The sequence below is a fragment of the Ureibacillus endophyticus genome (assembly GCF_024159215.1).
Taxonomy (GTDB): Bacteria; Bacillota; Bacilli; order Bacillales_A; family Planococcaceae; genus Ureibacillus; species Ureibacillus endophyticus.
The window spans coordinates 2904807-2931034 of sequence record NZ_JAMYWW010000001.1; the positions used below are offsets into that span (position 1 = coordinate 2904807).

The 26228-nt window shown below is 36.2% G+C and carries 28 protein-coding genes; 12 read left to right on the forward strand and 16 right to left on the reverse strand.

The features are described 5' to 3' along the window. The first annotated feature begins 5 nt into the window (after positions 1 to 5). Positions 6 to 905, forward strand: a complete 900-nt coding sequence (locus NKR20_RS14385) for a cation diffusion facilitator family transporter (protein ID WP_253427144.1) — start codon at positions 6 to 8, stop codon at positions 903 to 905. 33 nt (positions 906 to 938) lie between these two features. Here the strand turns inward: NKR20_RS14385 and NKR20_RS14390 are convergent, their stop codons facing one another. The 4 genes from NKR20_RS14390 to NKR20_RS14405 form a co-directional block, all read right to left on the reverse strand. Continuing rightward, positions 939 to 2228 (reverse strand): glycosyltransferase family 2 protein, encoded by a 1290-nt coding sequence (locus tag NKR20_RS14390; protein WP_419095298.1) that lies wholly within the window; start codon positions 2226 to 2228, stop codon positions 939 to 941. Positions 2229 to 2513: 285 nt separating this feature from the next. Further along, positions 2514 to 3722 (reverse strand): ISL3 family transposase, encoded by a 1209-nt coding sequence (locus NKR20_RS14395; protein WP_121215853.1) that lies wholly within the window; start codon positions 3720 to 3722, stop codon positions 2514 to 2516. A gap of 169 nt (positions 3723 to 3891) precedes the next feature. Beyond that, the gene (locus NKR20_RS14400) at positions 3892 to 4542 is read right to left on the reverse strand and encodes a response regulator (protein ID WP_253427146.1); all 651 of its coding nucleotides are present in this window, start codon (positions 4540 to 4542) and stop codon (positions 3892 to 3894) included. A gap of 10 nt (positions 4543 to 4552) precedes the next feature. Then, entirely contained in the window at positions 4553 to 5662 is a 1110-nt protein-coding gene (locus NKR20_RS14405) for a GAF domain-containing sensor histidine kinase (protein ID WP_414674159.1), read from the reverse strand. Between the two features lie 228 nt (positions 5663 to 5890). Here NKR20_RS14405 and NKR20_RS14410 point away from each other — a divergent pair, with 228 nt between their 5' ends. The 3 genes from NKR20_RS14410 (at position 5891) to NKR20_RS14420 (ending at position 7718) form a co-directional block, all read left to right on the forward strand. Further along, positions 5891 to 6316, forward strand: a complete 426-nt coding sequence (locus NKR20_RS14410; RefSeq protein WP_121214942.1) for a disulfide oxidoreductase — start codon at positions 5891 to 5893, stop codon at positions 6314 to 6316. A gap of 1 nt (position 6317) precedes the next feature. Further along, entirely contained in the window at positions 6318 to 6791 is a 474-nt protein-coding gene (locus NKR20_RS14415; RefSeq protein ID WP_253427147.1) for a thioredoxin family protein, read from the forward strand. 90 nt (positions 6792 to 6881) lie between these two features. Beyond that, positions 6882 to 7718, forward strand: coding sequence for an RluA family pseudouridine synthase (locus NKR20_RS14420; RefSeq protein WP_253427149.1), 837 nt, complete (start codon positions 6882 to 6884; stop codon positions 7716 to 7718). 217 nt (positions 7719 to 7935) lie between these two features. Here the strand turns inward: NKR20_RS14420 and NKR20_RS14425 are convergent, their stop codons facing one another. Continuing rightward, the gene (locus NKR20_RS14425; RefSeq protein ID WP_253427151.1) at positions 7936 to 8340 is read right to left on the reverse strand and encodes a hypothetical protein; all 405 of its coding nucleotides are present in this window, start codon (positions 8338 to 8340) and stop codon (positions 7936 to 7938) included. After that, a complete protein-coding gene (locus NKR20_RS14430) occupies positions 8330 to 9163 on the reverse strand; it encodes an aldo/keto reductase (RefSeq protein ID WP_253427153.1) in 834 nt (277 codons plus the stop codon). Before NKR20_RS14430 ends, NKR20_RS14425 begins: the two co-directional genes overlap by 11 nt. A gap of 204 nt (positions 9164 to 9367) precedes the next feature. Here NKR20_RS14430 and NKR20_RS14435 point away from each other — a divergent pair, with 204 nt between their 5' ends. Next, positions 9368 to 10981 (forward strand): long-chain fatty acid--CoA ligase, encoded by a 1614-nt coding sequence (locus NKR20_RS14435; RefSeq protein WP_253427155.1) that lies wholly within the window; start codon positions 9368 to 9370, stop codon positions 10979 to 10981. A 45-nt stretch (positions 10982 to 11026) separates the two neighbouring features. On the opposite strand, the gene NKR20_RS14440 is transcribed toward NKR20_RS14435, so the two are convergent. Further along, positions 11027 to 11221: a multidrug ABC transporter ATPase gene (locus tag NKR20_RS14440; RefSeq protein ID WP_253427157.1), complete on the reverse strand. Its 195-nt coding sequence runs from the start codon at positions 11219 to 11221 to the stop codon at positions 11027 to 11029. 345 nt (positions 11222 to 11566) lie between these two features. Between NKR20_RS14440 and NKR20_RS14445 the strand changes: the two genes are divergently transcribed. Then, positions 11567 to 12454: a VOC family protein gene (locus tag NKR20_RS14445; RefSeq protein ID WP_253427159.1), complete on the forward strand. Its 888-nt coding sequence runs from the start codon at positions 11567 to 11569 to the stop codon at positions 12452 to 12454. Between the two features lie 70 nt (positions 12455 to 12524). Next, positions 12525 to 13505, forward strand: coding sequence for an NADPH:quinone reductase (locus tag NKR20_RS14450; RefSeq protein ID WP_253427162.1), 981 nt, complete (start codon positions 12525 to 12527; stop codon positions 13503 to 13505). A 155-nt stretch (positions 13506 to 13660) separates the two neighbouring features. Here NKR20_RS14450 and trmL read toward each other — a convergent pair whose 3' ends face one another. Together trmL and queG are read right to left on the reverse strand one after the other, a co-directional pair. Further along, a complete protein-coding gene (gene trmL, locus NKR20_RS14455; RefSeq protein ID WP_253427172.1) occupies positions 13661 to 14134 on the reverse strand; it encodes a tRNA (uridine(34)/cytosine(34)/5-carboxymethylaminomethyluridine(34)-2'-O)-methyltransferase TrmL in 474 nt (157 codons plus the stop codon). A 680-nt stretch (positions 14135 to 14814) separates the two neighbouring features. Beyond that, positions 14815 to 15945 (reverse strand): tRNA epoxyqueuosine(34) reductase QueG, encoded by a 1131-nt coding sequence (gene queG, locus NKR20_RS14460; RefSeq protein ID WP_253427174.1) that lies wholly within the window; start codon positions 15943 to 15945, stop codon positions 14815 to 14817. A gap of 83 nt (positions 15946 to 16028) precedes the next feature. Between queG and NKR20_RS14465 the strand changes: the two genes are divergently transcribed. Together NKR20_RS14465 and NKR20_RS14470 are read left to right on the forward strand one after the other, a co-directional pair. Continuing rightward, positions 16029 to 16718 carry a B3/B4 domain-containing protein gene (locus NKR20_RS14465; RefSeq protein ID WP_253427176.1) on the forward strand — a complete coding sequence of 230 codons (690 nt, stop codon included), beginning with the start codon at positions 16029 to 16031 and terminating at the stop codon, positions 16716 to 16718. 14 nt (positions 16719 to 16732) lie between these two features. After that, on the forward strand, positions 16733 to 17248 hold the full coding sequence (locus NKR20_RS14470; RefSeq protein WP_253427178.1) for a DIP1984 family protein: 516 nt from the start codon (positions 16733 to 16735) through the stop codon (positions 17246 to 17248). Positions 17249 to 17477: 229 nt separating this feature from the next. Here NKR20_RS14470 and NKR20_RS14475 read toward each other — a convergent pair whose 3' ends face one another. Continuing rightward, positions 17478 to 18392 carry a S66 peptidase family protein gene (locus NKR20_RS14475; protein ID WP_253427180.1) on the reverse strand — a complete coding sequence of 305 codons (915 nt, stop codon included), beginning with the start codon at positions 18390 to 18392 and terminating at the stop codon, positions 17478 to 17480. A 155-nt stretch (positions 18393 to 18547) separates the two neighbouring features. On the opposite strand from NKR20_RS14475, the gene NKR20_RS14480 reads away from it, so the two are divergent. Beyond that, positions 18548 to 19432: a DMT family transporter gene (locus NKR20_RS14480; RefSeq protein ID WP_253427182.1), complete on the forward strand. Its 885-nt coding sequence runs from the start codon at positions 18548 to 18550 to the stop codon at positions 19430 to 19432. A 58-nt stretch (positions 19433 to 19490) separates the two neighbouring features. Here the strand turns inward: NKR20_RS14480 and NKR20_RS14485 are convergent, their stop codons facing one another. Further along, on the reverse strand, positions 19491 to 20207 hold the full coding sequence (locus NKR20_RS14485; RefSeq protein ID WP_253427183.1) for a hypothetical protein: 717 nt from the start codon (positions 20205 to 20207) through the stop codon (positions 19491 to 19493). Between the two features lie 63 nt (positions 20208 to 20270). Further along, complete coding sequence (locus tag NKR20_RS14490; protein ID WP_253427185.1) at positions 20271 to 21665, reverse strand: S-layer homology domain-containing protein; 1395 nt, start codon at positions 21663 to 21665, stop codon at positions 20271 to 20273. Positions 21666 to 22005: 340 nt separating this feature from the next. On the opposite strand from NKR20_RS14490, the gene NKR20_RS14495 reads away from it, so the two are divergent. Next, positions 22006 to 22983, forward strand: coding sequence for a diaminopimelate dehydrogenase (locus NKR20_RS14495; RefSeq protein ID WP_253427187.1), 978 nt, complete (start codon positions 22006 to 22008; stop codon positions 22981 to 22983). Positions 22984 to 23256: 273 nt separating this feature from the next. On the opposite strand, the gene uvsE is transcribed toward NKR20_RS14495, so the two are convergent. Together uvsE and NKR20_RS14505 are read right to left on the reverse strand one after the other, a co-directional pair. Next, entirely contained in the window at positions 23257 to 24210 is a 954-nt protein-coding gene (gene uvsE, locus NKR20_RS14500; RefSeq protein WP_253427194.1) for a UV DNA damage repair endonuclease UvsE, read from the reverse strand. 67 nt (positions 24211 to 24277) lie between these two features. Continuing rightward, complete coding sequence (locus NKR20_RS14505; protein WP_253427196.1) at positions 24278 to 24436, reverse strand: hypothetical protein; 159 nt, start codon at positions 24434 to 24436, stop codon at positions 24278 to 24280. A 280-nt stretch (positions 24437 to 24716) separates the two neighbouring features. On the opposite strand from NKR20_RS14505, the gene NKR20_RS14510 reads away from it, so the two are divergent. Further along, positions 24717 to 25343: a LysE family transporter gene (locus NKR20_RS14510; RefSeq protein ID WP_253427198.1), complete on the forward strand. Its 627-nt coding sequence runs from the start codon at positions 24717 to 24719 to the stop codon at positions 25341 to 25343. Here NKR20_RS14510 and NKR20_RS19600 read toward each other — a convergent pair. After that, positions 25340 to 25750, reverse strand: coding sequence for a hypothetical protein (locus tag NKR20_RS19600; RefSeq protein WP_419095289.1), 411 nt, complete (start codon positions 25748 to 25750; stop codon positions 25340 to 25342). The two genes, NKR20_RS14510 and NKR20_RS19600, sit on opposite strands and share 4 nt — an antisense overlap. After that, complete coding sequence (locus NKR20_RS19605) at positions 25707 to 26132, reverse strand: amino acid permease (protein WP_419095290.1); 426 nt, start codon at positions 26130 to 26132, stop codon at positions 25707 to 25709. The genes NKR20_RS19600 and NKR20_RS19605 overlap by 44 nt, the downstream gene beginning before the upstream one ends. Positions 26133 to 26228: the final 96 nt, after the last annotated feature.

Consider the following 26228-nt stretch of genomic DNA (forward strand, 5'->3'; position numbering starts at 1 on the left):
ACAAAGTGGAGTTATATACAAATTTACGAGCAGGGGAAAAAGGTGCTTGGTTATCAATTGGAACCTATATCCTTCTCAGCAGTATCAAACTAGCAATTGGACATTTCGGATCTTCAGAAGCATTAAAAGCAGATGGTCTGAATAATACAACAGATATCATTGCATCTGTAGCTGTATTAATTGGCTTAAGAATTTCTCAACGACCACCTGATTTAAATCACCAATATGGGCACTTAAGAGCAGAAACGATTGCTTCAGTTATTGCATCCTTTATCATGATGGTTGTTGGTTTGCAAGTACTCCTAAACTCAATTAAGCATTTGTTGAATCCTATTAAAGAAACGCCCTCCATCTTAACAGCGGTTGTTGCAATGGGTAGTGCAGTTGTAATGTATGGAGTATATCGATATAATCTTTCCTTAGCCCAAAAAATTAATAGCACTGCCGTAAAAGCCGCTGCTTATGATAATCGTTCAGATGCTCTTGTAAGTATAGGTACTGCTATTGGTATTTTCGGTGCGATAATCGGATTCCCAATCGTCGATACTTTTACTGCTTTAATTGTCGGTATCATCATTATTAAAACGGCTATTGAAATTTTTTGGGAAGCTGTACATACGTTGACGGATGGATTTGATATTGAAGAAGCCGAAACTTTATCAGTTCTAATTCGTAATGTTGACGGGGTAATTAGTTTATTGGATTTTAAAGGTCGTACTCATGGCAATATGAGTTTTATAGATGTTACGGTCACTGTAAATCCCCATTTAAATGTTTGGGAAAGTCATCGAATTACAGAGAAAATCGAATCAACAATCAAACAATCCAATCCTTTTTGTAGGGTACATGTTCATATAGAACCCCACGAAACTCCTAAGCCAACTGAAGAAGATTACCATTTCTAAATAAAAGTGCCGATTCTAAAGAATCGGCACTTTTTATTTCCATACTCTCTTCAATTTAAATACCTCTTCAATATAACCATATAAGGAGATTGGAGATAAAATAAATTGGTATGTTAAAACATATAAAATAAATCCCATTTTATTTTTTCGTATGCGGAGATTTAAATGCTTAAATACATTTTTCTGATACTTATACAATATATAACTTTGTAGAAGAGCTAAAGGTAAAACTAGTAATGTCATTGGACCTGCTATCCATGTGATTCCGAAAAAGGCTAATATTAAACCTGGAATCCAAGCTAAAGAATAGACAATATCGATATACGGCATGAGTAAATTTAAAAATGTTGCATACCTTGGGAAACGATTCGGTTGTTGCCAAGGTTTAATTTGTTTTAATGCTTCAATCATTCCCCTAGCCCATCTGGAGCGTTGTCGCTGAAAATGTTTGAAAGTTTCTGGCACGTCCGTAAAAGCAACAGCTAACGGTTCAAAGTACACTTTATACCCTTTACCTAATAAAAGCCATGTTACAACAATATCTTCTCCAATTACATCTGGAAAACCACCGATATCAACTAGATTCTTTGTTCTAAAAATGGAAAATGCCCCTTGTGCTACTAATGTTCCTTGATACATCCCTTGCATTCTCTTAACAGAAGCAATTCCTAGGAAATATTCCCACTCTTGCAATTTCGTCCAAAAATTTTTACGACCATTTCGAACTAATATTGCTCCCGCCGTTGCAACGACATCGTCAGGTGCAGTTAGTTGTCTTGAAACAATATACCTTAACGATCCCGGCATTAAAATTGTATCTGCATCAAGGATAATGGTATAGGGCGTATCCACCAATTTTAAAGCACTGTTTAAAGCATGATGTTTTCCCTTTTTTGATTCATGGATGACACGGATATCCATCTTAAATTTTTTTGCAAACTGTTGAGCATATTCAGCTGTTCGGTCCGTAGAATCATTATCAATAACAATTACTTTAATCTCACCAAGATAAAATTGTTTATATATATATTGCAAAGTCGTTCTAATATTTTTTTCCTCGTTATAGCAAGCTATTAATATAGTAATCGGTACAGTAGGATTCGATACTTTAAATTTTGGTTGACGGTCTAATAGAAGACTAATCACATTAAAGGCATTGATGTACCCCGGGATATAAGCAATTCCTCCAATAATAAATAGCGCAACAGGTAATGTAACAATTAGCGATAGTTCGTGTACCCAATTTAATGAAAGATAAATGGATAACAATAACCAAATAAGCGCACCGGCATGGGCTATTTTCAACTTTTTTAGTAAAGGGATATATCCATCTGATTCCCTTTTAAACTTTCCCTTTAATTTATTTTTTGAGGAGGGTGCCTTTAAAATCAACCTAGTGTCCCCCTTTTTCAACTTTTACACTATGAGGATACTATTAAGTATGTAAAAAAACAATAAAGATGCAAAAAAACGGGTCCTTTGTCAAATGTTGGGGTAAGACATGAGAGAACAAGAAAATCTATTTGTACGGTAACTTTCCTGCCATCTATTTCTTCCGAAGCGTAGCGAGTAAGGAATAGATGGCAGGTCGCGGCTCGCTTCGCTCTCTTATCCAACATGCAACCCTATTTTTTTATACATGTGACCTAATAAAATTTTTGCTTTAAAGTGCTCATATTTGTGGAATCCATAAGCATTTCGCTTGAGCACTTTTGTTTTATTATTAATTCCTTCTAAAAAGCCATTTGAATAATCAAATACAAAACTGTTCAAGATTTCTATTTGCCAGTTTTTTAGTGTTTGGATACGTTTTTTAAATGAAGGGATACTTGCTTCTTCTACCTTGCGGTAAAATGCTTCTAACCCCTCTTTAATCTTCTGAATATTGTTTTCTTCTTTCGCTTGTGTAAACCACTGTTTATACGCTTCTTTTAATTCATATGCCTTTTTCAATTCAGGTGATAAACTTAGATAGCGATTTAAATACCAACGCTCATCATCTGATAGTTTGGCAGAATTTTTATGTAAAACAAATCGCATTCGCTTACACTTTTTACGATCATAGGCATGCATTTCTTTTTGAACTTTTCTTCGGACATCATCCAGAGCCCAATGAATATAACGACAATAATGGAATCGATCCGCTACAATAATTGGTTTGGCCAAGGCTTGATGGACCGCTGCTTTAAAGCTACCATTCATATCCATCACTACGATTTCCACATCTTGTCCGTATTTTTGGAGGTATGTTTTTATCGTTTGGAGTCGGCGATTTGGCAGAATATCAATGGGTTCATGTGTTTCCGCATTCGCTATAATAAGCTGATATTTTCCGGCATCTGTATCTGCCTTATATTCGTCAATGGCAATCGCCTTTGGTAAACGGAATCCTTCTGGTAACGCTGCTTTTGCTTGTTTGATAAATCTTCGAATGATTGTTGAAATAGATGTACCAAGTGTCATTGCCGCATCTTTAAAAGTTTTTGATTGAACAGATTGAATAATCATCGCTTGATTCACTTCTTTAGAAAAACGTTGATAACGCTCGACAAATGGAGCTTTTTCGGCAAAACGCTTCCCGCAAGTGCATCGATAACGGCGACATCTATACATCAATTTTGTTAAACGTCCCCAAAACGATAGATGCCCAATTTTCCGTGTTCGATAATCATGTACTTTTGACGTTTTTTCACCACATGTTGGACAACTATGTTCTTTTAGAGGCATCGAAACATAGACTAAAATACGATTTTCTTGTTCGATGATATCCTCAATATTTACACCTTTTAATCCTGGTAATTCCATGTTAAAATTCATACTGCACAACTCACTTTTTTCTACTTGTTTCTAGTCAATTCAAGTATAGAAAAATAGATGATGTTGTGCATTTTCTTTTTCAAAAATTGTAGGAAAACCCCAACAATTAATATAGAACCAAAAAACGCAAGAACCTTAAAAAATACTATTCTTGCGTAAAAATATGCTTTTATCTATCTGAACTTCCATCTGTTAAATTATGTTTTACTGCATAAAGTGCTGCTTGTGTCCGATCTTGGACTTCCAATTTTGTGAAGATATTTGAAATATGTGTTTTTACCGTTTTTTCAGTTACAAATAAAGAAGCTGCAATTTCACGGTTACTTTTCCCTTTTGTTAACTCTGCTAAAACGTCTTGTTCTCTTGGCGTTAAAGGATTTTTTACGTGAGGTAAATTTTCTTCTTCTCGAAGCGTTTCTTCTAACTTTGAATTAGCTACAGGATGTAATATATTCTCTCCATTAATAATTTGACGAATCGAACTCACTAAATCATCAGGTTCTATATCTTTTAATTGATAACCAGCTGCCCCCGCCTCTAAAGCAGGCAATACGTGGTCTTTATCTGCAAAACTAGTAAGCATTAAAATGGAGATATCCGGCCATTGTTCTTTAATTTTTTTCGTTGCTTGAATACCATCCATTTCAGGCATCACTAAGTCCATTAAAACGATATCTGGTTGCAACGTTTCAACAAGTTCAACAGCTTCTAATCCGTTTTTCGCTTCTCCTACTACTTCAATGTCTTTTTGTGTTTTTAAAAAAAACAATAAACCTCGTCGAACTACGTGATGATCATCTGCTATTAATACACGTATCATAATTTTCCCCCTAATAAGGTAAACGGATTAACAGTTCCGTCCCCTTACCTATTTCACTTACTATGTCCGCTGTTCCACCAACAGCATTGGCACGATCTTTTATGGATTGTAAACCGATTGAAGGAATGTTTAACTCGTTATCAATAATGAAACCTCTACCTTCGTCTTTAATTACAAGTAGAATATCAGTAGGTGTTACGTTCATATATAATGCCGCTTCCTGTACCCCAGCATGTTTTCGAACATTGTTTAATGCTTCTTGAGCGATACGGAATAATGTTTCTTCGATTCGAGATGGAAATTGAATTACACCAGAAACATGTACTGTTAAATTAATATTTAACATTTCAGCATAAGCTTTGATTGCTTCTATTAATCCACTTTCTAAACCTTTTGGACGCAATTGCCAGATAAGGGCACGCATCTCTGTCAGGGCTGATTGAGTAAGTTGTTGAATTTCCTTAAATGTTTCTTTAATTTCTTGTTGCTCGCTCATTTCAATTCCAGCTCTTGCAGTTAATGTAACCGAAAATAGTAATTGATTTACTGAATCATGTAAGTCTCGAGCAAGCCGATTTCGCTCCTGCACTAGTGCTATTTCTTGTTCCTGTTTCGTTAAATAAATTCGTTTGATAGCAGAACCCATTTGGAAAGCAACAGATTCAAGTAATTCTAATTCTTCATCAGAAAAACTAACTGTATTTGCCGAAGCGACATTCAATATTCCAAAACGTTCATCACCTGATTGTAAAGGAACTGTGGCATGATGGGTAATACCAGCAGGGTCCCCCACATTCGCTTCAAGAGCCGCTTCAATTCTTTGACATTCAATAATGTTAGAAGCTTTTTTCAATTCATTATTTCGATATCTTGAAACACACCAACAGCCACCAGTTTTCAAATGTTCACATTCATTATATTGAAGGGCTTCTGGTAAATTTTCATGGGCTACTAATTCAGCCTTACCTTTGTCATTTATAAAAAATATCCAACCAGTCTTAAAATTCGTACCATTTAAAAACTTACTTAAGGCACCATGTAACATAGGAATCATTTCGGTTTCTTCGTTTAATAGCTCAGCGATTTCTTTTAAAATTGTAATATTTGAGTTATCCTTCATAACCATTTACGTCACCTCGATTGCTAAGTCTATAATATCATTGAAATCTTACGCTTAAAAAGAAACACGCTTGGACAATACAATAGAAAATTTGCTATTAGTTTCATTCGAATTAATAAGTCTTCAAATCAAATTATTTTAGAATAATAATCCAATATCATTTACATCTATTTATGAACACTCTATAATCATAACTGCAAGAGTAAACTTTACTTAGGAGAAAGCATTATGAATAAAAAACTAGAGAATAGTTTGCTATTTATTTGGCTTACGTCATTTGTAGCAACATTAGGTTCTTTATATTTTTCCGAAGTACGTGGCTATGAACCCTGTGAATTATGTTGGTACCAACGTATTTTAATGTATCCAATATTTTTAATGACGACCGTTGCATACATTCAAAAAAATGCACGTATTGCTGTCACTACGGCAGTGTTTTCATGCATCGGTGGGTTGATTTCTCTATACCATTATGGAATACAAAAGCTAGATTTTTTATCTGAAAGTGCTCCAGCATGTGGTAGAGTGCCATGTACAGGTCAATACATCAATTATTTCGGTTTTATCACAATTCCATTTTTAGCTTTAGTTGCATTTATCTTAATTGCCATTACTAGTTTTTACATGATTAAAACCTTAAAGGAGGGTAAATAGCTTGAAAAAGTTAGGTATTATTGGAGCAGTTGTTGTTGTATTATTTATTGCTGTTATTTTATTAACGAACCTATCAAATAAGGATAAGTTGGCAAACAATCCGTACGACACAGATAATTTAAGACAGTCTACTATCGATTTATTAGATGACGAGAATTATCAAAACATCATTCTACCAGATGCATTAGAAGATAAAATTGCTTCTGGAGAACCTGTTGTAGCATACATGTTTAGTCCTGAATGTCCGCACTGTAAAAAAATGACACCATCATTAATGCCGATTGCAGATGAAGTTGGGGTTCAAATAGATCAGTTAAACATTTTAGAGTACGAACAAGGTTGGGATGACTACAACGTTGAAGCTACACCAACATTGATTTACTTTAATGAAGGAAAAGAAGTAAACCGTATTGTTGGAGACTACTCAAATGATACAAAAGTAATTTATGATTTCTTAGGACAAGTGGAAAAATAAAATTACTAGTACGATTAAGACAAGGTCGATGTTTCGACTTTGTCTTCTTTTTTAGCAATAATAATATCATTAATACAATTTGGAGGTAACATGTTTAAATATATAATTCCGCAAAGCAATTTAACCGTAGAACAATTGCTTCGAACAAAATGGCGCTTAGGAAAAAAGCTCGTTCATGAATTAAGAATGGCAAAAGCGGTTACTTATGAAGATGGCACAGTCGTGGTCTGGAATGATAAATTAGAAGCAGGAACGATCATTCAATTTACTTTTGAAATGCCAACATCCAACTATATTCCAACAGATATTTGTGAAGTGAAAATTTGCTATGAGGACGATCATTGTTTAATCGTCTCAAAACCTAAAGGAATGGCAACTCATCCTAATGATGAACACGATACAGATACTTGTATGAACCATGTGATGGCGCATATAAAAGCAAACGGTGGAGATTATGCAGAGCACGTTCATCGATTAGATCGCGGAACAAAAGGTTTGTTGCTGGTGGCAAAGCATCCGATTGCAAAATCCGTATTCGACCGAATGATTGAGGAAAAGTCGATTATACGTATGTACAGCGCAGAGGTTCAGGGGAATATTCGCCAAGAAAGTGGTACGATCAATGCACCGATTGGAAAAGACCGTCACCACGCAACGAGACGTGTCGTTTCCAAATCAGGACAACATGCCATCACTCATTTTGAAGTGGTAAAACGTTTTAAAAATACTTGTATTGTTCATTTAATTTTAGAAACAGGACGAACACACCAAATCCGTGTTCACATGGCACATATCGGTCATCCGATTGTTGGAGACACTATGTATAACGCTCGAAAGACTGCATCTGGCGACTATGAACTCCACGCCATCCAACTAGAATTCGAACATCCTTTCTTGAATGAGAAGATTATTGTGAAAGATGAATAGACATCATATCTAAATTAGAACCGGCACTCGTAATTGAGTGCCGGTTTGTTTTTTGTTCTGGACGAGCTGCTTGTCGCCGGTCTCCAGTTTTTTCGCAGCTGATCAAGCCGCCTCCGCTTTTCTTATTGTCCAGCTCCGCGCGTTAGCCATTCGGAAACTTCGACATCCTCCTGCGTGTGCGAGCACACTTCTCGGATGTCTCCAGTTTCTTTCACGGCTAATCGAACGCGCTCCGCTTTTCTACTGTCCAGCTGCGGCGGCTTGGCTCTCGCGTCGCTTCAACTTCTCCTACGAAGGCAAAGAGCGCCTTCTTGTCGAAGTCTCCAGCGCGTGTCGAGCCTGGTCGAGCCGCCTCCGATTTTCTTATTTGTCCAGCTCTGCGCGTTAGCTCCTCGGCAACTTCAGTATCGTCTTCAAGGGCAAAAAGCGCCCTTTTGCCGATTCTTCCAGTTGCTTTCAGAGCTGAACGAACACGCTCCGCTTTTCTTATTTGTCCAGCTACGCGCGTTAGCTCCTCGGCAACTTCAGTATCGTCTTCAAGGGCAAAAAGCGCCCTTTTGTCGATTCTTCCAGTTGCTTTCAGAGCTGAACGAACGCGCTCCGCTTTTCGTTTAAAAATCAAAGTGGAAGTTATCCGGATCTTTTCCTACGCGTTCGTTTTTATTAACGTTGTTGATGCGTGCGATTTGGTCGTCAGTTAGTTCAAAGTCAAAGATTGAGATGTTTTCTTCGATGCGACTGAGTGTTACTGATTTTGGGATGGTGATAATGTCATTTTGATAGTGCCAACGTAAAATTACTTGGGCTTCTGTTTTACCTACTTCGGAAGCAATTTTTGAAATTGTTTCGTCTTTCAAAACTACTCCACGGCCAAGTGGTGACCAGGCTGTTACGGCAATGTTGTGTTCTTTGCAAAATGCCCGTAATTCTTCTTGAGATAAATATGGATGCAGTTCAACTTGATTCACCATTGGCATTACATTTGCTTTTGCAAATACCTTTTCTAAATGATGTGCGTGATGGTTTGATACACCTGGTACACGAATTAATTTCTCTTCATAGAGTTTTTCAATCGCTCGGTATGTATCAACAAATTTCCCTTCCACCGGCCAATGTGTTAAATATAAGTCCACATACTCAAGACCAAGTTTTTTCAAGGATGTTTCAAAAGCTCGTAACGTTTCATCATAACCTTGGTCCGAGTTCCACACTTTTGTTGTTACAAAAATTTCTTCTCGTTTAATTCCTGAATTACGAATTGCTTCCCCTACTTCTGCTTCATTATAATAAAGTGCAGCTGTATCAATTGCGCGGTAGCCAATTTCAAGTGCCTTTAATATCGCTTGAAGGGTTTCTTCACGGTCTGTCATTTTATAAACACCTAGACCCACATACGGCATTTCTACTCCATTTGCTAATGTTTTTGATGGAATTCTTGTCACCATGCTCACTCCCCTAGTTTAATATCTTTATTATACGATGAATTAAATCGCTCTTAAACGAAAGCGACTTTCAAATTAATAGTTTATCTTTCTACTAAAATTCTCCTATTTTTCTCCTCTAAATGGTTCTATTTTATATTACTTTTTAATATATAAGTATGAAGGACTTTTGTCTCTTTGGATATTATTTGGAGGAGCTGATTGCTAATGATGGAAACACCTTTATTATTAACAAGTTTTTTAAAAAGAGCAGAAAAGTATTTTCCAGAAAAACTGATTATTTCTAGGACAAGTGCTGAAACAATTCATCGCATCCCTTACAAAGATTATGTTAAACGAACAAGGAAATTAGCCGATGCCTTAACAAAACTTGGTATGAAGCGTGGTACAAAGGTTGGCTCTTTTGCATGGAACCACCATCGTCATCTTGAGGCATATTTTGCAGTTCCTTGCACAGGTGCAATTCTCCATATGATCAATATTCGTTTATCTCCAGAACATATTATCTATGTAATTAATCATGCAGAAGATGAAATTTTACTGATTGATGGTGATTTATTCCCATTATTTGAAAAAGCCATCCCGTTTTTAAAAACGGTCAAACATATTATTGTCATGCAAGATAATAAAGAAGTTCCAAAATCTAGTTTCCCAAATGTATATTCTTATGAGCAACTTTTAGAAGAAGCGCGTGACGACTTTAAATTCCCTGATGATTTAGATGAAAACCTTCCTGCAGGTATGTGTTATACAAGTGCTACAACAGGTATGCCTAAAGGTGTTGTTTATTCCCACCGCGGTTTAGTGTTGCATAGTCTTGCCCTAGGGTTAGCAGATAGTATGGGGTTAAGAGAAAAAGATATCATTATGCCTGTCGTTCCAATGTTCCATGTGAATGCATGGGGAATGCCATTTGCAGCAGTTAATTATGGATCAACACAAGTTCTGCCTGGTCCTATGTTTAATGCTCCATTACTACTCGACTTAATAGAGCAAGAAAAAGTAACGGTAACAGCTGGTGTGCCAACGATTTGGCTGGGTGTTACACAAGAACAAGAGAAAAATCCACGAGACTTATCCTCATTACGTGCTGTAGTTTGTGGTGGATCTGCATCGCCAAAAGGATTAATAAAAACCTTTGAAGAGAAATTTAATGTTCCATTCATTGTTGGATATGGAATGACTGAGACAACGCCAATTGTTAGTTTATCTAACTACACTTCAGCAATTGAAGAATGGACTCCCGAGGAAAAGTTAGACATTCGCGCTACACAAGGTTTACCTGTTCCTCTTTTAAACACTGAAGTTGTCAATGAAAATGGTGAGGTTCCTTGGGATGGCAAAACAATGGGCGAACTACGTATTCAAGGCCCCTGGATTGCCGATGAATATTATAAAGATGAACGTACAGCAGAAGCATTCCGTGATGGATGGTTATACACAGGAGATATTGCCGTGGTAACACCAGAAGGATATATCAAAATTACTGACCGTACAAAAGACTTAATTAAAAGTGGTGGTGAATGGATTTCTTCTGTTGATTTAGAGAATGCATTGATGACCCATGAAGCAGTCTTTGAAGCAGCAGTTATTGCAATACCTCACGAAAAATGGCAAGAACGTCCATTAGCCTGTGTCGTTTTGAAAGAAGGAAAAGATGTAACGAAGGATGAACTACTAGCATTTTTAGAAGGACAATTTGCAAAATGGTGGCTTCCAGATGATGTAGTCTTCCTTAATGAAATCCCTAAAACATCAGTAGGAAAATTCTTAAAAGCTAAATTACGAGAAGACTTAAAAGATTATAAAGTAAACGTATAAAAATTTTATGGCTAGTCCGATTTAGCTTTCGGTCTAGCCTAATCATTAATTTTTTCTACTTAAACTTTGTTTTTCATCATTATCATTATCAAGTTCATCGAATTGAATTGGATCTGGAAAACGCAAATCATCTTCCAATTGCGACCCATCACGCATCCGTTCCATCTGCTTTCCAAGCCAAATTAAATCTCCCATATTATTTGTCATATGCCCGCTCGGTTCCATTTTTTCTCTCTCCATTTTCGTCAACCTCCTTCTTTTACTATTCCCAAATAATAAGATTTGAACCAACTTAGACACAAATTAATGTAGTAAAGTACTATTAATTGAGCTATACTGAAAAGAGAGTTTTATTACATGAGGAGGATTACTTCATGAATTTAATTTTAATTCTGGGTGTTGTTGTCGCTTTCGTTTGTGCAATTTTCACAGCAGGTTATGAAGGAAACTACAAATCAGAAAAATAATTTCACCCAAAAGGACTGATACATTGATATCAGTCCTTTTTAATTTACTTGACTTTATATTGATATACAAAATATACTTAGTTACATAAAGTAAGTATATTAATTAAGGAGGCTACCTATGCCGACACATTTTCATAAAAAGCCAAATATGTATGTTTCACACGTTCAAATAAAGGTTTCAAACTTAGACCGTTCTATCGAGTATTACAAAGATATCATAGGTTTTGATGTGCTAGTACAAGATGAAAAAACTGCAGTACTCACGTTTGACGGTAGAACAAGTATTTTATCTTTGGAACAAGTTGATAATGCTCAACCTCTAGCAGGTGGTCAAACTGGTCTTTATCACTTTGCAATTTTGCTTCCAACTCGAAAAGACTTAGGAAACTTCATTCAGCATATTGCACAAAAAAATGTACGAATTGGTGCGGGTGATCACCATGTTAGTGAAGCACTTTATCTATATGATCCAGATGGTAATGGAATTGAAGTTTATATCGACCGCCCAGAAGACGAATGGATTTGGTACGGAGATTCTACCGTTCATATGGTAACCGAACAATTAAATATTCAATCAATCATGGCAGACGGCGATGGTCAGTGGAACGGACTTCCTGAAGGTACTATCATGGGACATATCCATTTGTCCGTATCAGATTTAGCGAATACTGAAAAATTTTATACAGAAGCACTTGGTTTTGAAGTAGTATGCCGATTTGGTATGCAAGCATTATTTATTTCAACTGGTAAATACCATCATCACATCGGACTGAATACTTGGAATAGTGAAGGTGGCAAGAAAGCTCCTGCTAATAGTGTTGGCTTAAAATCCTTTACGTTAGTGTTAGATAATGCTGAACAAGCTGAACAGATTAAGAAAAACCTAACTGCTATGGGTGCGATTGTGGAACAATACGAAGGTGCACCTAAATTTGGTGGGGCTCAACTATTTTCAACGGAAGATCCATCAGGCATACGTATCATTTTCACATTAGAAGGTGAATAAAAAATTCATAGTAGACCTTCTAGCTATTGTGGTAAATAATTGAGGTACAAACAATCTTTAGGAGGTCACTATGAAAGCAATTCAAATGACAACATTTGGTGAACCAGATGTTTTAAAGTACAAAACAATAGAAGATCCAAAGCCAAGCAATAATGAAGTTTGCGTGAAATTATTTGCTGCCGGGGTAAACCCAAATGAAGCTTATGTACGAACAGGCACATATGCATTTCTAATCCCAGACCTCCCTTATACACCAGGGTTTGACGGAGCAGGGATAGTAGAGTCTGTTGGTGAAGACGTTACCCATGTAAAAGTTGGCGACCGTGTATTTGTTGCTGCATTACTAGCACAGAAAAACACTGGTACCTATGCTGAAAAAGTAGTATGTGATGCTAGTGCAGTTCACTTATTACCAGAGTCTTTTAGTTTTGAACAAGGTGCTGCTTTAGGAATTCCTGCAGTTACTGCTTATCGTGCTATTTTTCAGAGAGCTAATATTAAACCCGGAGAAACAGTGTTAATTCATGGAGCAAGCGGTGGCGTTGGACTACTTGCTGTTCAAATGGCGAGTAGCATCGGGGCAACAGTGATTGGTACAGCATCAAGTGAAGAAGGTAAAAATCTAGTACTTCAAAGTGGAGCTCAATATGTTTGCAACCATGTAACAGAAGATACTATCGAAGAAATTTTAGCGTTAACGAATAGTACTGGTCCTGATGTGATTATTGAATTCTTAGCCAATGCAAATTTAGAAACGGATTTAAAAGTTATCGCACCATATGGCAGAATTGTGGTTATCGGAAATCGAGGCTCTATCGAAATTAATCCGAGAAATGCAATGGCAAAAGAATGTGATATTTTAGGTACAGCTGTTTTTAATATTCCTAAGAAACAATATGAGGAATGCTTAATCGGGGTTTCAGCTTTATTAAAGTCGGGTGTTCTTAATCCTCAAGTAGGAAGTCGTTTGCCTTTAAGTGAAGCTAAACAAGCTCATATTGATATTATGTCTAAGAAAGCTAAAGGAAAAATAGTTTTAGTAATCGATTAATTTTAAAAGGAGGTGTCCAAAAAGTAATAATTTTTTGGACACCTCTTTTCTTTCTTGATAAATATCTCTTATGAATTATTGTTCCTGCGGTGGTTGTCACCATCCTCGTCGCAAAGGAGTTGTCTCAAAATGACTTTTCAGACAACTCCTTCATTTTATTTTAACCCTGGATAATTTTGTTGTCTTAATGCCTCATAGATAACAATTGCTGCTGTATTGGATAAGTTTAACGAACGGACTTTATCGCTTTGAGGAATTCGTAAACACATATCACGGCGTTCATAGGCAAAGCCCTTAGGTAATCCCGTAGTTTCTTTACCGAACATAAAATAAATATCCCGCTCTTGATCACTAAAATCATGGGTAGTAAACGGTTCATCACTATAGGTTTCGATTAAATAAACATCCCCATCCTTTGAATATTCAACGAAATCTTCAAGTGAATCGTGATAAACGACATTTACGTGCTCCCAATAATCAAGACCCGCACGCTTTAGCATTTTATCATCCGTCGAAAACCCGAGTGGACGAATTAAATGTAATGATGTATTCGTACCAGCACAAGTTCGGGCAATGTTCCCCGTATTTGCTGGAATTTCTGGTTGATATAAAACGATATGCAATGGCATATGGTGACACTTCCTTATTGAATTTTGTTCGTTTGTGTTTCCGTTTTGTGCGGATAGAATATTGTTTCGTTCGCATAAGCTGTTGATTGGTGCGGATACGCTTTTGTTTCGTTCGGATAAATTGGCTTTTCGTTCAGATAGCTTCAAGCTCGGTCAATGAAGGTCATTCGAATTAATTTTCTCTCCCGTTTTGTCCTTCATCACGGGTATGAAGGTCACTACATTCTATTTTCTCGTGCGATTTGTCCTTCATCAACGCTATGAAGGCCATTCGAATTAATTTTCTCTCCCGTTTTGTCCTTCATCAACGCTATGAAGGTCACTCGAATTAATTTTCACACGCGATTTGTCCTTCATCTCGGCTATGAAAGTCACTACATTCAATTTTCTCTCACGTTTTGATCTTCATCACGGCTATGAAGGTCATTCGAATTAATTTTCTCTCCCGTTTTGTCCTTCATCACGCCTATGAAGGTCACTCGAATTAATTTTCACACGCGATTTGTCCTTCATCACGGCTATGAAGGTCATTCGAATTAATTTTCTCTCCCGTTTTGTCCTTCATCACGGCTATGAAGGACACTCGAATTAATTTTCCCTCGCGTTTTGTCCTTCATCAACGCTATGAAAGTCACTCGAATCAATTTTCACACCCGGTTTTGTCCTTCATCCCAAGATAACTAAACCTCCAACAACAAAAGCCCCTTCTCAATCTCCGCCAAAACATCGGAGTCACTTTCCTTCTCACGCGCGGCAAGTAAGGCTTCTTCTGCTAATGGCCCACCAATTTTTCCGATTGCCCATGCAGCCGTTCCGCGCATGACAGGTCGTTCATCTTTTTTCAATATCTCAATTAAATCGGGTACCGCTGCTTCCTCTTTAAAATGCGCTAGAGCAATAATCGCATTTCGTTGAATCGGCTTTTTGCCACGCCATGAACCAGACATCGCACCGAATTTCGCCTTAAACTCTTTATTTGAAATATTTAGCAATGGCTGTAAAAGGGGCTTTGCCAATTCTGGATCTGGTTTAAATTCATCATGAATCCAATTGATTTTCCCTTTATTTTTCGGACAAACCGTTTGACATGTATCGCAACCGTAAATTCGATTACCGATTTTTGCACGAAATTCATCCGGTAAAAAATCTTTCGTTTGCGTTAAAAAGGCTACACACCTTTTTGAGTTTAGCTGGCCTGCTTCAACCAGTGCACCTGTTGGACAAACATCTAAACATAAGCGGCAATCACCGCACTCATTTTCGATTGGATTATCGGGTTGGAATGGAATATTCGTAATCATTTCACCTAAATAAACATACGAACCAAACTCAGGAGTAATAATCGAACAGTTTTTTCCGCTCCAGCCAATTCCAGCACGTTCAGCAACTGCGCGGTCTACCAACTCTCCTGTATCGACCATGGATTTTAGCGTAACATTTGGCACTCTTTCTCTTAACCATTCTTCAATTAATTGAAGTCGTTCGCGAACAGCTACATGATAGTCAATTCCCCATGATGCCCGTGCAAATATCCCGCGTCTTGCTCCTTTTTTCCCGGTAGGTGCCTCTTCCATTTTTGAAGGATAGGCTAAAGCTATCGCTATGATACTTTCCGCACCCTCTAAAAGACGATGGGGTTCCGTTCGCAATTCTATGTCGGACTCTTCAAAACCAGATTGATAGTTCAGCTCTTGTTGGCGTTTCAATCGGTTCTTTAATTCTTGAAAAGGAGAGGCATGGGTGAAACCAATTTTGTCGACACCAATTGACTTTGCATATTCAACTAAGTCTTTTTGCAATTGTGCAATCATTTCACTTTTCCACTCCTTGTCTGTTAAACTATATATTAACTATCGCTAAAAATAGCGCAACTTTGAATAGTAGGTGATTTTCAATGAATATTTCATTAAATGATTCACTTCTAGAAATAAATGACCAATTAAAAATCGGCATTATCCATTATACCAAAATTGTTGTATCAGAATCTCCTCAAATGATAAAAGGACGAACACAACTTTATCAGGAAAACCTTTATTTAGAACTTCAAGAAACTCCTGTAACAGAACGCCCTGGCATTAACGAATGGCGTAAAGTATGGAAAGCGTTTGGAGCAGATCCAAATCGGTACCGTCATTCCGCAGAAAGTTTAATGCGTCGAATTGGAAAACAAAATTATCTTACACCATTCCACTCAGCAGTTGATTTAAATAATTTCTTCTCCCTACAATACGAAATTCCTATTGGTATCTATGATGTAGCCAAATTACAAGGAGACATCGAAATCGCTTTAGGTGATGAAGAAACAGGCTATGAAGGATTAAATAGCCGATACAATTCATTAAAAAATATTTTATATAGTAAAGATGCAGAAGGTGCTTTCGGAAGTCCTTTTGTAGATTCTTTACGCACTGCTGTTACAGAATCTACAACAGAAGCCATTCAGATCTTCTATTTACGACCATCACTTGATGAAAACGAGTGTGAACAGCTACTTTCTACTGCTGGTAAAATGTTTACACAAATTAGTGGTGGCGATTATACTACATCAATTTTATCGAAAAATAAAACTGTTATTTCAATATAAGGGGATGTTGCAAAATGAAAAAGATTCCACTCGCTGAAGGGATTAAATTAAAAAGCATTCTATCAAAAAAGATACAAGAATTAATCAGTGAAATTCATTTAGTTGCTCATGCAGTTGTTGAAAAGGGAGAAAAGCCAAATCCATCCGGAAGATCCCTTGCTGAAGTGGAAAATGAACTTGCACAAGTCCGTAAAGATGCTAGACTCCTAGACAAGCTTATTTATCGTGCAAATATTGATAATACGATTAATTTCAAAGGTGAAGAACTTCCAATTGTAGAAGCGATTGAATTAGCCTCCCAATTACGTGCAGAGGCTAGTCTTGCGAAGGATTTAGGAAGATTTGAAAAAGAAAGACTTTATCATAGTACCGGAGAAAGCGTCATCTTCTATCAAGTGGCCATGTATGACCCTGCTGAATATCGTGCCCGTGCAAATGAACTAGAAAAAGAGGCTCATAGATTGTCCAACTTGATTAACGCGAAAAATTATCAAGTTGAAATTGAGTTTGATGATTCAAATTACTTCTAATTTAAAGATTCCTCGGGGCGGTGAGACTCCAAACCGAGGCATAACGTCTGTTATTGCCTGTCGTGCAATTTTTAATTCGTCAACCGATTACCATTTACCTGTTACTTTGTTACCGTTGACTAATAACCAACTATAGTAAAGGTACACAATAACTTTTTAAATAGTAATCTTGATCCAACAGACGTTATGTAAGAAGCCGCCTCTCAAGTAGAAGCGGCTTCTTTTTTACCTATTCAACTCCAGGTAGTATACGTAACAGTTTTGTATCCGCATCTAATATTGCATCGACCCCTAATGGTACTGCAATATTCGGTTCGCAATGGCCAATTTTAAATCCTGCTACTGCTGGTTTTCCTAGAGGTTTTAAATATTCTTCAAAGATTGCCCATACATCTTCAATTGAAGCGCCTTTTTCTAATTCTGCAAAATCTCCAATGACAAAGCCGGCCGCCTGATCTAACTTCCGCGCAAGACGTAGTTGATTTAACATACCATCGATTTTTTGTAATGGTTCACCGATATCTTCAAACAACAAGATTTTACCTCTTGCATCAAATTCAAATTTTGTTCCCATTGTGCTCATTAATCGATGAAGATTTCCGCCTGTTATTTCACCACGAATTGCTCCAGGTACGATGGTATGAAGTGGTGAAATTCTTTCATCATACTGTATTTCAAAGGGTGTAAATAGTTGGTGAAACATTCTTTTTGAGAAATCCGATAGTTTTTTCTGTACAACTGATGAAAGCATTGGTCCATGGAAAGTTACAATATTTGAATACTCCTGAAAGGCATTATGGAAATACGTTACATCCGAAAATCCCCAGAAAATTTTAGGGTTTTCCGATAGCAGTTGATAATCTATTTTGTCTGCAATTCTAGCTGCTCCATAACCACCTCGTAGGCAGAAAATTGCTTTAATTTCCTTATCTTCAATCATCTCATGTAAATCTTCTATTCGTTCATCATCTGTTCCTGATAAATATTTTCCCGTCAGACCAACCGTTTTTCCAATTTTCACTTTGAGTCCGAGTTCTTCTAAAAAATCAATCTTTTCAGGGAGTGTATCCATTGCAAGTGGACTGCATGGTGCAAGAACACCAACTGTATCCCCTGGTTGTAATCGTTTTGGACGAATTTTCATAAGTTGTTCCCTCCAATATCTATAAAGATTGTATCATATTTAGCTTCCAAAATCTGAATAGTGTGTTGAACTAGCAATTGCTATATAGCTATAATGGATACATTATGGAAAAATAAGCGCGTATTCTACACGCAAAATCATAAAGGAGTTTATTCATGAAATTCCCACCACATATACTATTAATTTTAGCAACATTACTTTGGGGAGGTAATTTTGTTATTGGACGGGCCGTTACTGGAGAAATTACGCCATTTACCCTCGCTTTTCTCAGATGGTGCGTAGCCTTTGTTATTTTCTTACCTATTGTATATAAGAAACTTAAAATTGACTGGCCAAAAATTAAGGCAAACTGGAAGATTGTTGTCATTCTTTCTTTAACAGGGGTAGCAGCATTTAATACGCTTGTTTATATAGGGGTATATTCAACTACTTCAATTAATGCTTCATTAATGAATTCGTTAACCCCTATTTTTATTTACATATTATCTTTTATTGTTTTAAAAATCCGCGTTACGAAACATCAAATGATTGGAACGATACTCTCCATTGTCGGCGTACTATTTATTTTATCAGGTGGTAAACTTTCTAATATTGTGAGTTTCACGTTCAATAAAGGCGATTTAATTATACTAGTAGCTGTGCTTTGCTGGAGCATTTACTCGTTACTTGTAAAACAATATTCTAATCAATTACCTGGATTCTCCACATTTTTAGTGACAATTGCTGTGGGGGCAATGATTCTTTTACCTTTCACTATTTATGAATTACTAACTTTAGAGAATCCAATTATTTGGTCTCCAAAAACAATTGGTGCTATTTTTTATGTTGGAATTTTTGCTTCTATTATTGCTTTCTTAAGTTGGAATACCGGTGTAGTGAAGATTGGAGCTAACCGCGCAAGTATTTTCTTAAATTTCATCCCAGTGTTTGCGACGATATTTGCTACTATCTTTTTAGGGGAACAACTTCAAATTGCTCAAGTAATTGGTGGATTAGCAGTCATTAGTGGGGTAATTCTTACAAATCGTTCTAAAATCTAAGGGACGTTTCAAAAACTTTGAAACGCCCCTTTTTTATATGATTAACAGTTGGTAGCCGTTAATAACTAAAATTAATAATTTGATTGTCGATACCTATCGCTAAATTCTTTAGTTGCTCAAATGAAATACCACTGGAGGCTAAAACAAATAGCATTTTGTTTCGTTGCCAAATAATATAGGTTTCTTCATTTATATTGTTTGAGCTTTGATAGCTATATACATCTGCAAGGATATTGTTAATTTTAATAGATTCTTTTTTTGTCCCTATAATAGTTGGTGTATTCACTGGGTTTGTTACAATCGATAAAAATGCTGCACCATTCTCAAACGGTGCAAAGGCTTTTATTAAAAATTCCTTTTCACCATACTTATTTACTCTAATATTATTTACAGTTGATCCTAGTTGAGGAACAGGAAAACCGACAAATTGATTTAGTTCTGCCGTATATCCTTCAAAAATTTTTAAGTCCTGCAATTCTTTATTAAATGGACCATCTTCATCATAAGCAATCGTTCCTAAATTTAATGTATATGGGACAAAGTGATTCCTCTGAACATCCTCATAAGTTCCTGTGTACATAAAACTTAGCCCTGGTATTTTTGTTATCATATTGGCCATTGTAGGGGAAGAAAAACTACATATACCAACACTTACGATGATTATCCCTAGGAGTGTAATCGAATGAAACCATCGCCAATTCCTTTTGTTCTTTAACCTTGAAGATCCCCCCTCCCCTTTTTCTAAAGAGGACAATCCATCTTTATCTTTTCTCATATTAATCCTTCCCTTTTCGAATATGTATAAGTGCTTCTACGTTTAATAGAAGCACTTATTTTATTATTGAGCCACGTTATGAACTCGCCAACCTTCCCCTGTAACAAAGTGTAGTTCAACTTTGTTTATTTCATATTCATCAAAATCAGCAATTGGAACTTTTACCTCAAATACTTTTGAAGTTGTAGTGCTTTTCACTATTTTAGCTGTAGCCTTTTCCCAGTTAAGAAGACTTCCACCGTCTGCATTTGGTTGAGCTAGTTTACCATTATGAGTAATGAAACCAAGGTCTTTAAATAGTTTTGCTGTTTGTTCTGGAGAATACCATTTTCCTAAGTAGTTTAATAGTTTTTCTTCAGAATCAAGCGTTTCACCCATATAGCGATATTCTAAATCACCAACCATGAAGTTTTCTAGATTTCTAGGACCTTCGCCACCAGAAACCACATACCAGTAAGCTTTATTTGCACCTGAGACAAGTTCTACTGCCTCTTTCGAAGTAACAATCGAATCATCTTCTTTTAAATGTGGCGTCTTCCCAATTGAAGTAATTTTGAAATCCATGTAGCCTTTTTTAGAAACTAAGAAATACAGCTTATTTTCCCCTTCTTTAAGGAAATCTTGCTCTACATCATTTAGTGATGCGTTTAATGTTACAGAAAACTCGGTAACGCCGTTTAATCTTGCAACTTCTTTAAGTTCAACTAATTCAATTTCCTTAATGGCCTTACTTAAATTAGAAAGGTCTATGTTACCTTTTAAGTCTAGTAAACTTGGTATACCTAGTGGATTTTTCGATACATAATCAAACAGTTTAATAACTGGATTTACATTCATTGGAATATTGTATTGGTTTGGTAAAAAGTCAGGGTTCAATGCACGAGCCATGAATACAGAAAATTGATCTCTTGTAACCTTTGCTTTTGGTTTAAAAGTACCATCTGCAGATCCAGTTGTAATATCATTTTCAGCTAAAATCGAAATCGCTTTGTAACTCTTAGACGTCTTAGGAACATCTTTAAATTCCTTTGTTCCTGCACCTTCTAATTTAAATGCATTCACAAGAACCTCTGCCATTAATTCTCTCGTCATAGGCTCATTTGGTTTAAATTCTTTACTTGATGGGAAAATTCCAGCTTCCACAACGGCTGCAATTTCTTTATATGAAGAATGAGTTTTTGGTACATCTTTAAATGTCACCTTAATGTTTTTTGTATTTAAATTTAGCGCTCTTACTAACATCACTGCTGCTTGTGCCTTTGTAATCGTTTTGCCAGGTAAGAAAGTGCCATCTGGATATCCTTTAATGATTTGCTGGTCAACTAAATATTCAATCTCATGCTGTGCCCAATAATCTTCTTTTAAATCCTTAAAAGACGCAGCAGAAGCGATGCTGCTTGTAAACAAAATACTTCCAGTAATTGCAGTTACAACTAACAATTTACTAAACTTCTTCAAATTAAAAATCCTCCTAATTTGTCAGTTAAATTCAAATCAACCATTAGACGGAGATAAAACGGAAAAGGTGACAAAAAATAAAAAGAAATTTTTAAAAAATTAGCAGACTTTTTTTCGTCTAGGAGCAAATAAGCCGGAACTGTTTTGTAAGTGACATCATGATGTAAAAGCATTATTATAGACAATCTATAACACTTCGAAATAAGAAATCTACTGTTCACAAATACTTCTAAGGAACTTATAATGAAGGAAATCATTGAAATGATGGAATTTTCAACTAGAATTACTTAACATTACTATGTAATATAGCAGAAATCATTTTTTTAAAGGAGCAGGAGAAATGGCAAAAATTAAAATAGGAATTGTAGGTTACGGTAATCTTGGAAAAGGGGCAATTGAAGCTATTAAAGTTTCACCTGATATGGAATTAGTTGCTGTTTTCACTAGACGTGATCCTCAATCCCTTCAAATTGACGGTGTAAAGACTTTACATATTGGTGATGCACCAAATTATCAAAATGAAATTGATGTTATGATTCTTTGTGGTGGTTCTGCAACAGATTTACCTGAGCAAGCCCCTATTTTTGCAGAAATGTTCAACACAGTAGATAGCTTCGATACACATGCTAAAATTCCAGAATTTTTCGAATTAGTGAATAGAGCAGCTGTATCAAGTAAGAAAACATCCATTATTTCTGTAGGTTGGGATCCAGGTCTATTTTCAATTAACCGTGTATTAGCTGACGCAATTTTACCAGTTGGTGAAAACTATACATTCTGGGGTAAAGGTTTAAGTCAAGGTCACTCAGATGCTATTCGCCGCGTAGAAGGTGTAAAACATGGTGTTCAATACACAATTCCTTCAGAAGATGCAATGGATAAAGTTCGTAGCGGCTTAAATCCAGAACTTTCAACTGCAGAAAAACATAGTCGAGTATGTTACGTTGTGGCTGAAGAAGGAGCAGATCTTGCAAGTATTGAAAATGAAATTAAAACAATGCCTAACTATTTCGCGGACTACAATACTGAAGTAAACTTCATCACAGAAGAAGAATTACAACGCGATCATTCAAAAGCTCCCCACGGTGGATTTGTAATTCGTGGTGGTAACACAGGTAATGGCAATAAACAAATTTATGAATTCTCATTAAAATTAGACAGCAACCCAGAATTTACCGCGAGTGTATTAGTCGCTTATGCCCGCGCCGCTTACAGATTAAATAAAGAAAATCAATACGGAGCAAAATCTGTATTTGATGTAGCACCAAGCTATATTTCTCCGCGCACTGCTGAGGAGTTACGCAAAGATTATTTATAAGAATTTGATTCGCGGCTTACAATGAGTAGGCCGCGATTTTTTACAAAATTAAAACCCGGAAATTAAATTCCGGGCTTGATTTCAACTTACATTAAATTCTCCATGACACACTGCCTCGCTTTTCGCAAAGATTTCATGAAGAAAACTTGCTATAGCTTATTCAGTTTTGATGGTTAATGAATCCCAGTCATCGGGTTAACCCTCCTAATCACAGAGATTGAAGTGAAATCATTTATAGTATAGGTTGTCTTTCATTTTCTATACATTGAAAATTTAAATTTCTATGGCACCACCATTAATCCTTTTAAATCCGCGCAATTTGCCAAGCTGTTCTACAAGTCTCAAAGCTGCTTGATCCTTTAATTTTGCTTCAATCATAATATCAGCAGATTTACCAAACGCTTTTAATGCATGAATAAATGGTAAAGCAAAATCGATATCCACGTAATCCGCATGGGCTCGTATTAATTTCTCTGACTTCGGTGAGGAAAGATGAAATTTTGGTACCTTCCCCGTTCTTTCCCATGTTGCAAAAATTCGTTCTAGTAATTCCTCAAAATTCTCATCTTGTCGATTTACCCAATAATGATGATAATCAAAAACCATTGGGACATTTTGTTGCTCACAAATTTGCAACGTTTCCGCTGCGGTATAGGTTTTATCATCATTTTCTAAGGTCGTTTGCATTCGGATTTCTTTGTCTAGTTTGACAAAATTCTTATGAAACCTCGTCATCGCTTCCAATTTATTACCGTACATCCCACCTACGTGAATGTTTATATTCGCATCCTTATGTAATCCCATTGCCTCTAACATATTATAATGATAGGTCATGTCTATTATCGCATTTGCTGTAATATGTTTTTGGGGACTAGTAAACAAAGTAAATTGGTTTGGATGAAAGCTCACACGTAAATTATGTTTTTGAACCAATGACCCGATTTCTTTAAACAACTCTTTAAAAGGGGTAATATAATCCCACTTTACATCCGGATGGGTGGCAAGGGGGACGAGGGATGAGGACATTCTGTAAAGTTCAATACCATGTGCAATATTGTAATGAAGGACACGTAATGTATTTTTTAAATTTTGCTCGGTAAGATATATAAGCTTATTGCTTCTTTCTTCTTCCTCTTGTTTATTCCAATTCGTAAAAGTGAGCGTTCTTGAAGGAGAAGCTTCCCATAATGCAAGGGCTGTCGAAACATAACCAAATCTTAGAATCATTCTTTACACCAACTTTTCATGATAGAATATAGCGCCCACAATAAGATTCATGAGCGCTTTACCTTGTTTATTTATCATGCTTATTTGCTATTTGCTTATTGATACCTCGATACATTTGAGTATACATAGTCCCTTGAACAACATGCTCCAAGAAAAAATCGCCGACTAACTTTAAATACTCATCATCGTCATACATCTTTCTATTTTGAATTTCCATTTCAGCCATTCCTTCATATGTCGCAAGAAGTGCATATGTGTAATCATGTCCAGTGATAGGAAGTAAAACTTCAACAGTATGATCGTAATTATCATTACGATATTTTTTCAGTTCTTGTAAGTTTTCTATCGCATCTTTAAATTTTTCTTGTTTTATTTCAAATGTTTGATAAACATAAACTGCCTTTTCAATAACTCCTTTAAGCGATTTTACTTAATAATTTGTCCTATTACTTTAAAGTCATGAATAGGATGTACAAACCATTTTTACTTACTAAAGGAGTTATTAAATGAGCGCTTTTTTTGGTTACGTATTTCTAGGGATTTCTCTTGCAGCTCCAATTGGCCCCGTTAATGCCGCCCAATTAACAAAAGGTATTTACGGAGGCTTTTGGCATGCATGGCTAGTAGGCTTAGGAGCGATGTTAGCTGATGCCTTTTTTATGCTAATTGTATATTTAGGTGTATTTCATTTTTTAGAAACTGAATATATGCAAACTTTATTATGGTCATTTGGTTGTTTTGTACTTATTTATACTGGTGTTGAAAGTATGATAAATGCTGGAAATAAGGTACAAATGAAAAATACAAAAGCCAATTCGTTAAAAAAATCATTTGGTTATGGTTTTTTATTATCCCTTTCAAATCCATTATCTATGTTATTTTGGCTTGGCATCTTCGGATCTGTTTTAGCCAAAACTGTATCAACTTATGATATTGATCATGTTATTTTATATAGTGCTGCTATTTTCGTTGGTTTGTTTATATGGGATATTACGATGGCTTTTACAGCAAGCAGTTTCAAAAAAATACTAACTTCTAAAATTCTAATCATTATTTCGATATTATCAGGATTATCATTAGTTGGTTTTGGCGTTTATTTTGGTGTACAAGCAGTTAAGTTACTCTTTTTCTAAAGACCTTTAGGATATTCGTTCTTTCCTTTCCCTCTTTTTTTGATACAAAAAATGACAATCAGAATGATCGCAATGAAAATGACACTTACCAACAGCCCCATACGATTATTCTTATCTAGCACGGTACCAAAAATTGCAAGAAGTATAAAAACCATTGCAAGATATCGCTTTATATGATCAATTTTTGTTACTTTCATAAGTTTTGGGAATGAAAGTAAAATAAACAACCAATTATAAATAAGCATTAGTCCAGCAGCGGTTGTAATATACTCATATACTCGATCAGGTACTAATCGAGCGATAATAATGGAAATGACTAAAACGGATATAGTTAAGGAAAGAGCAAATGGAGGTACTTTAAGTTTACCTTTCTTCGCAAATAGTTTCCAAAATCCAAAGGGGTACATTTGGAAACCAAAAACGGGTTAGGATAGAAAGTGCGGTTAATTGACTCCCGGAAATGAGCATTTCCGAAAACCAATATACCCAGCCACTACTAAAACCCGCCCAGCGTCCAAAAGCTTTTTTTGTATAAGAACGGAAGGATCCCTTTTGAGGATCTTGTACAAACATTTTCCCCAATGCTTCTGAAACAATCATTGCAGTAATTCCAGCAAGGATAAAAGAAATAACAATAGAAGGACCTGTTTTTGAAATTCCAATACCGGAACCAAGAAAGTAGCCTGTCCCAATGGTGCAACCTACACCGATTAGAGAAAGTTGCCACCATTTTAACTTACTATCTTTGTTATTGTCTTTCTTCCCCCCTACGCGTGCTGGTAACTCCATCAAAAACTCCCTCCCTTAATTCCTAGTTATTATGAGCCTTGGAAAGAAGTTTATGCCCAGTCCACCCTTCTACTAAAATCCTTTAAAATAGATAGG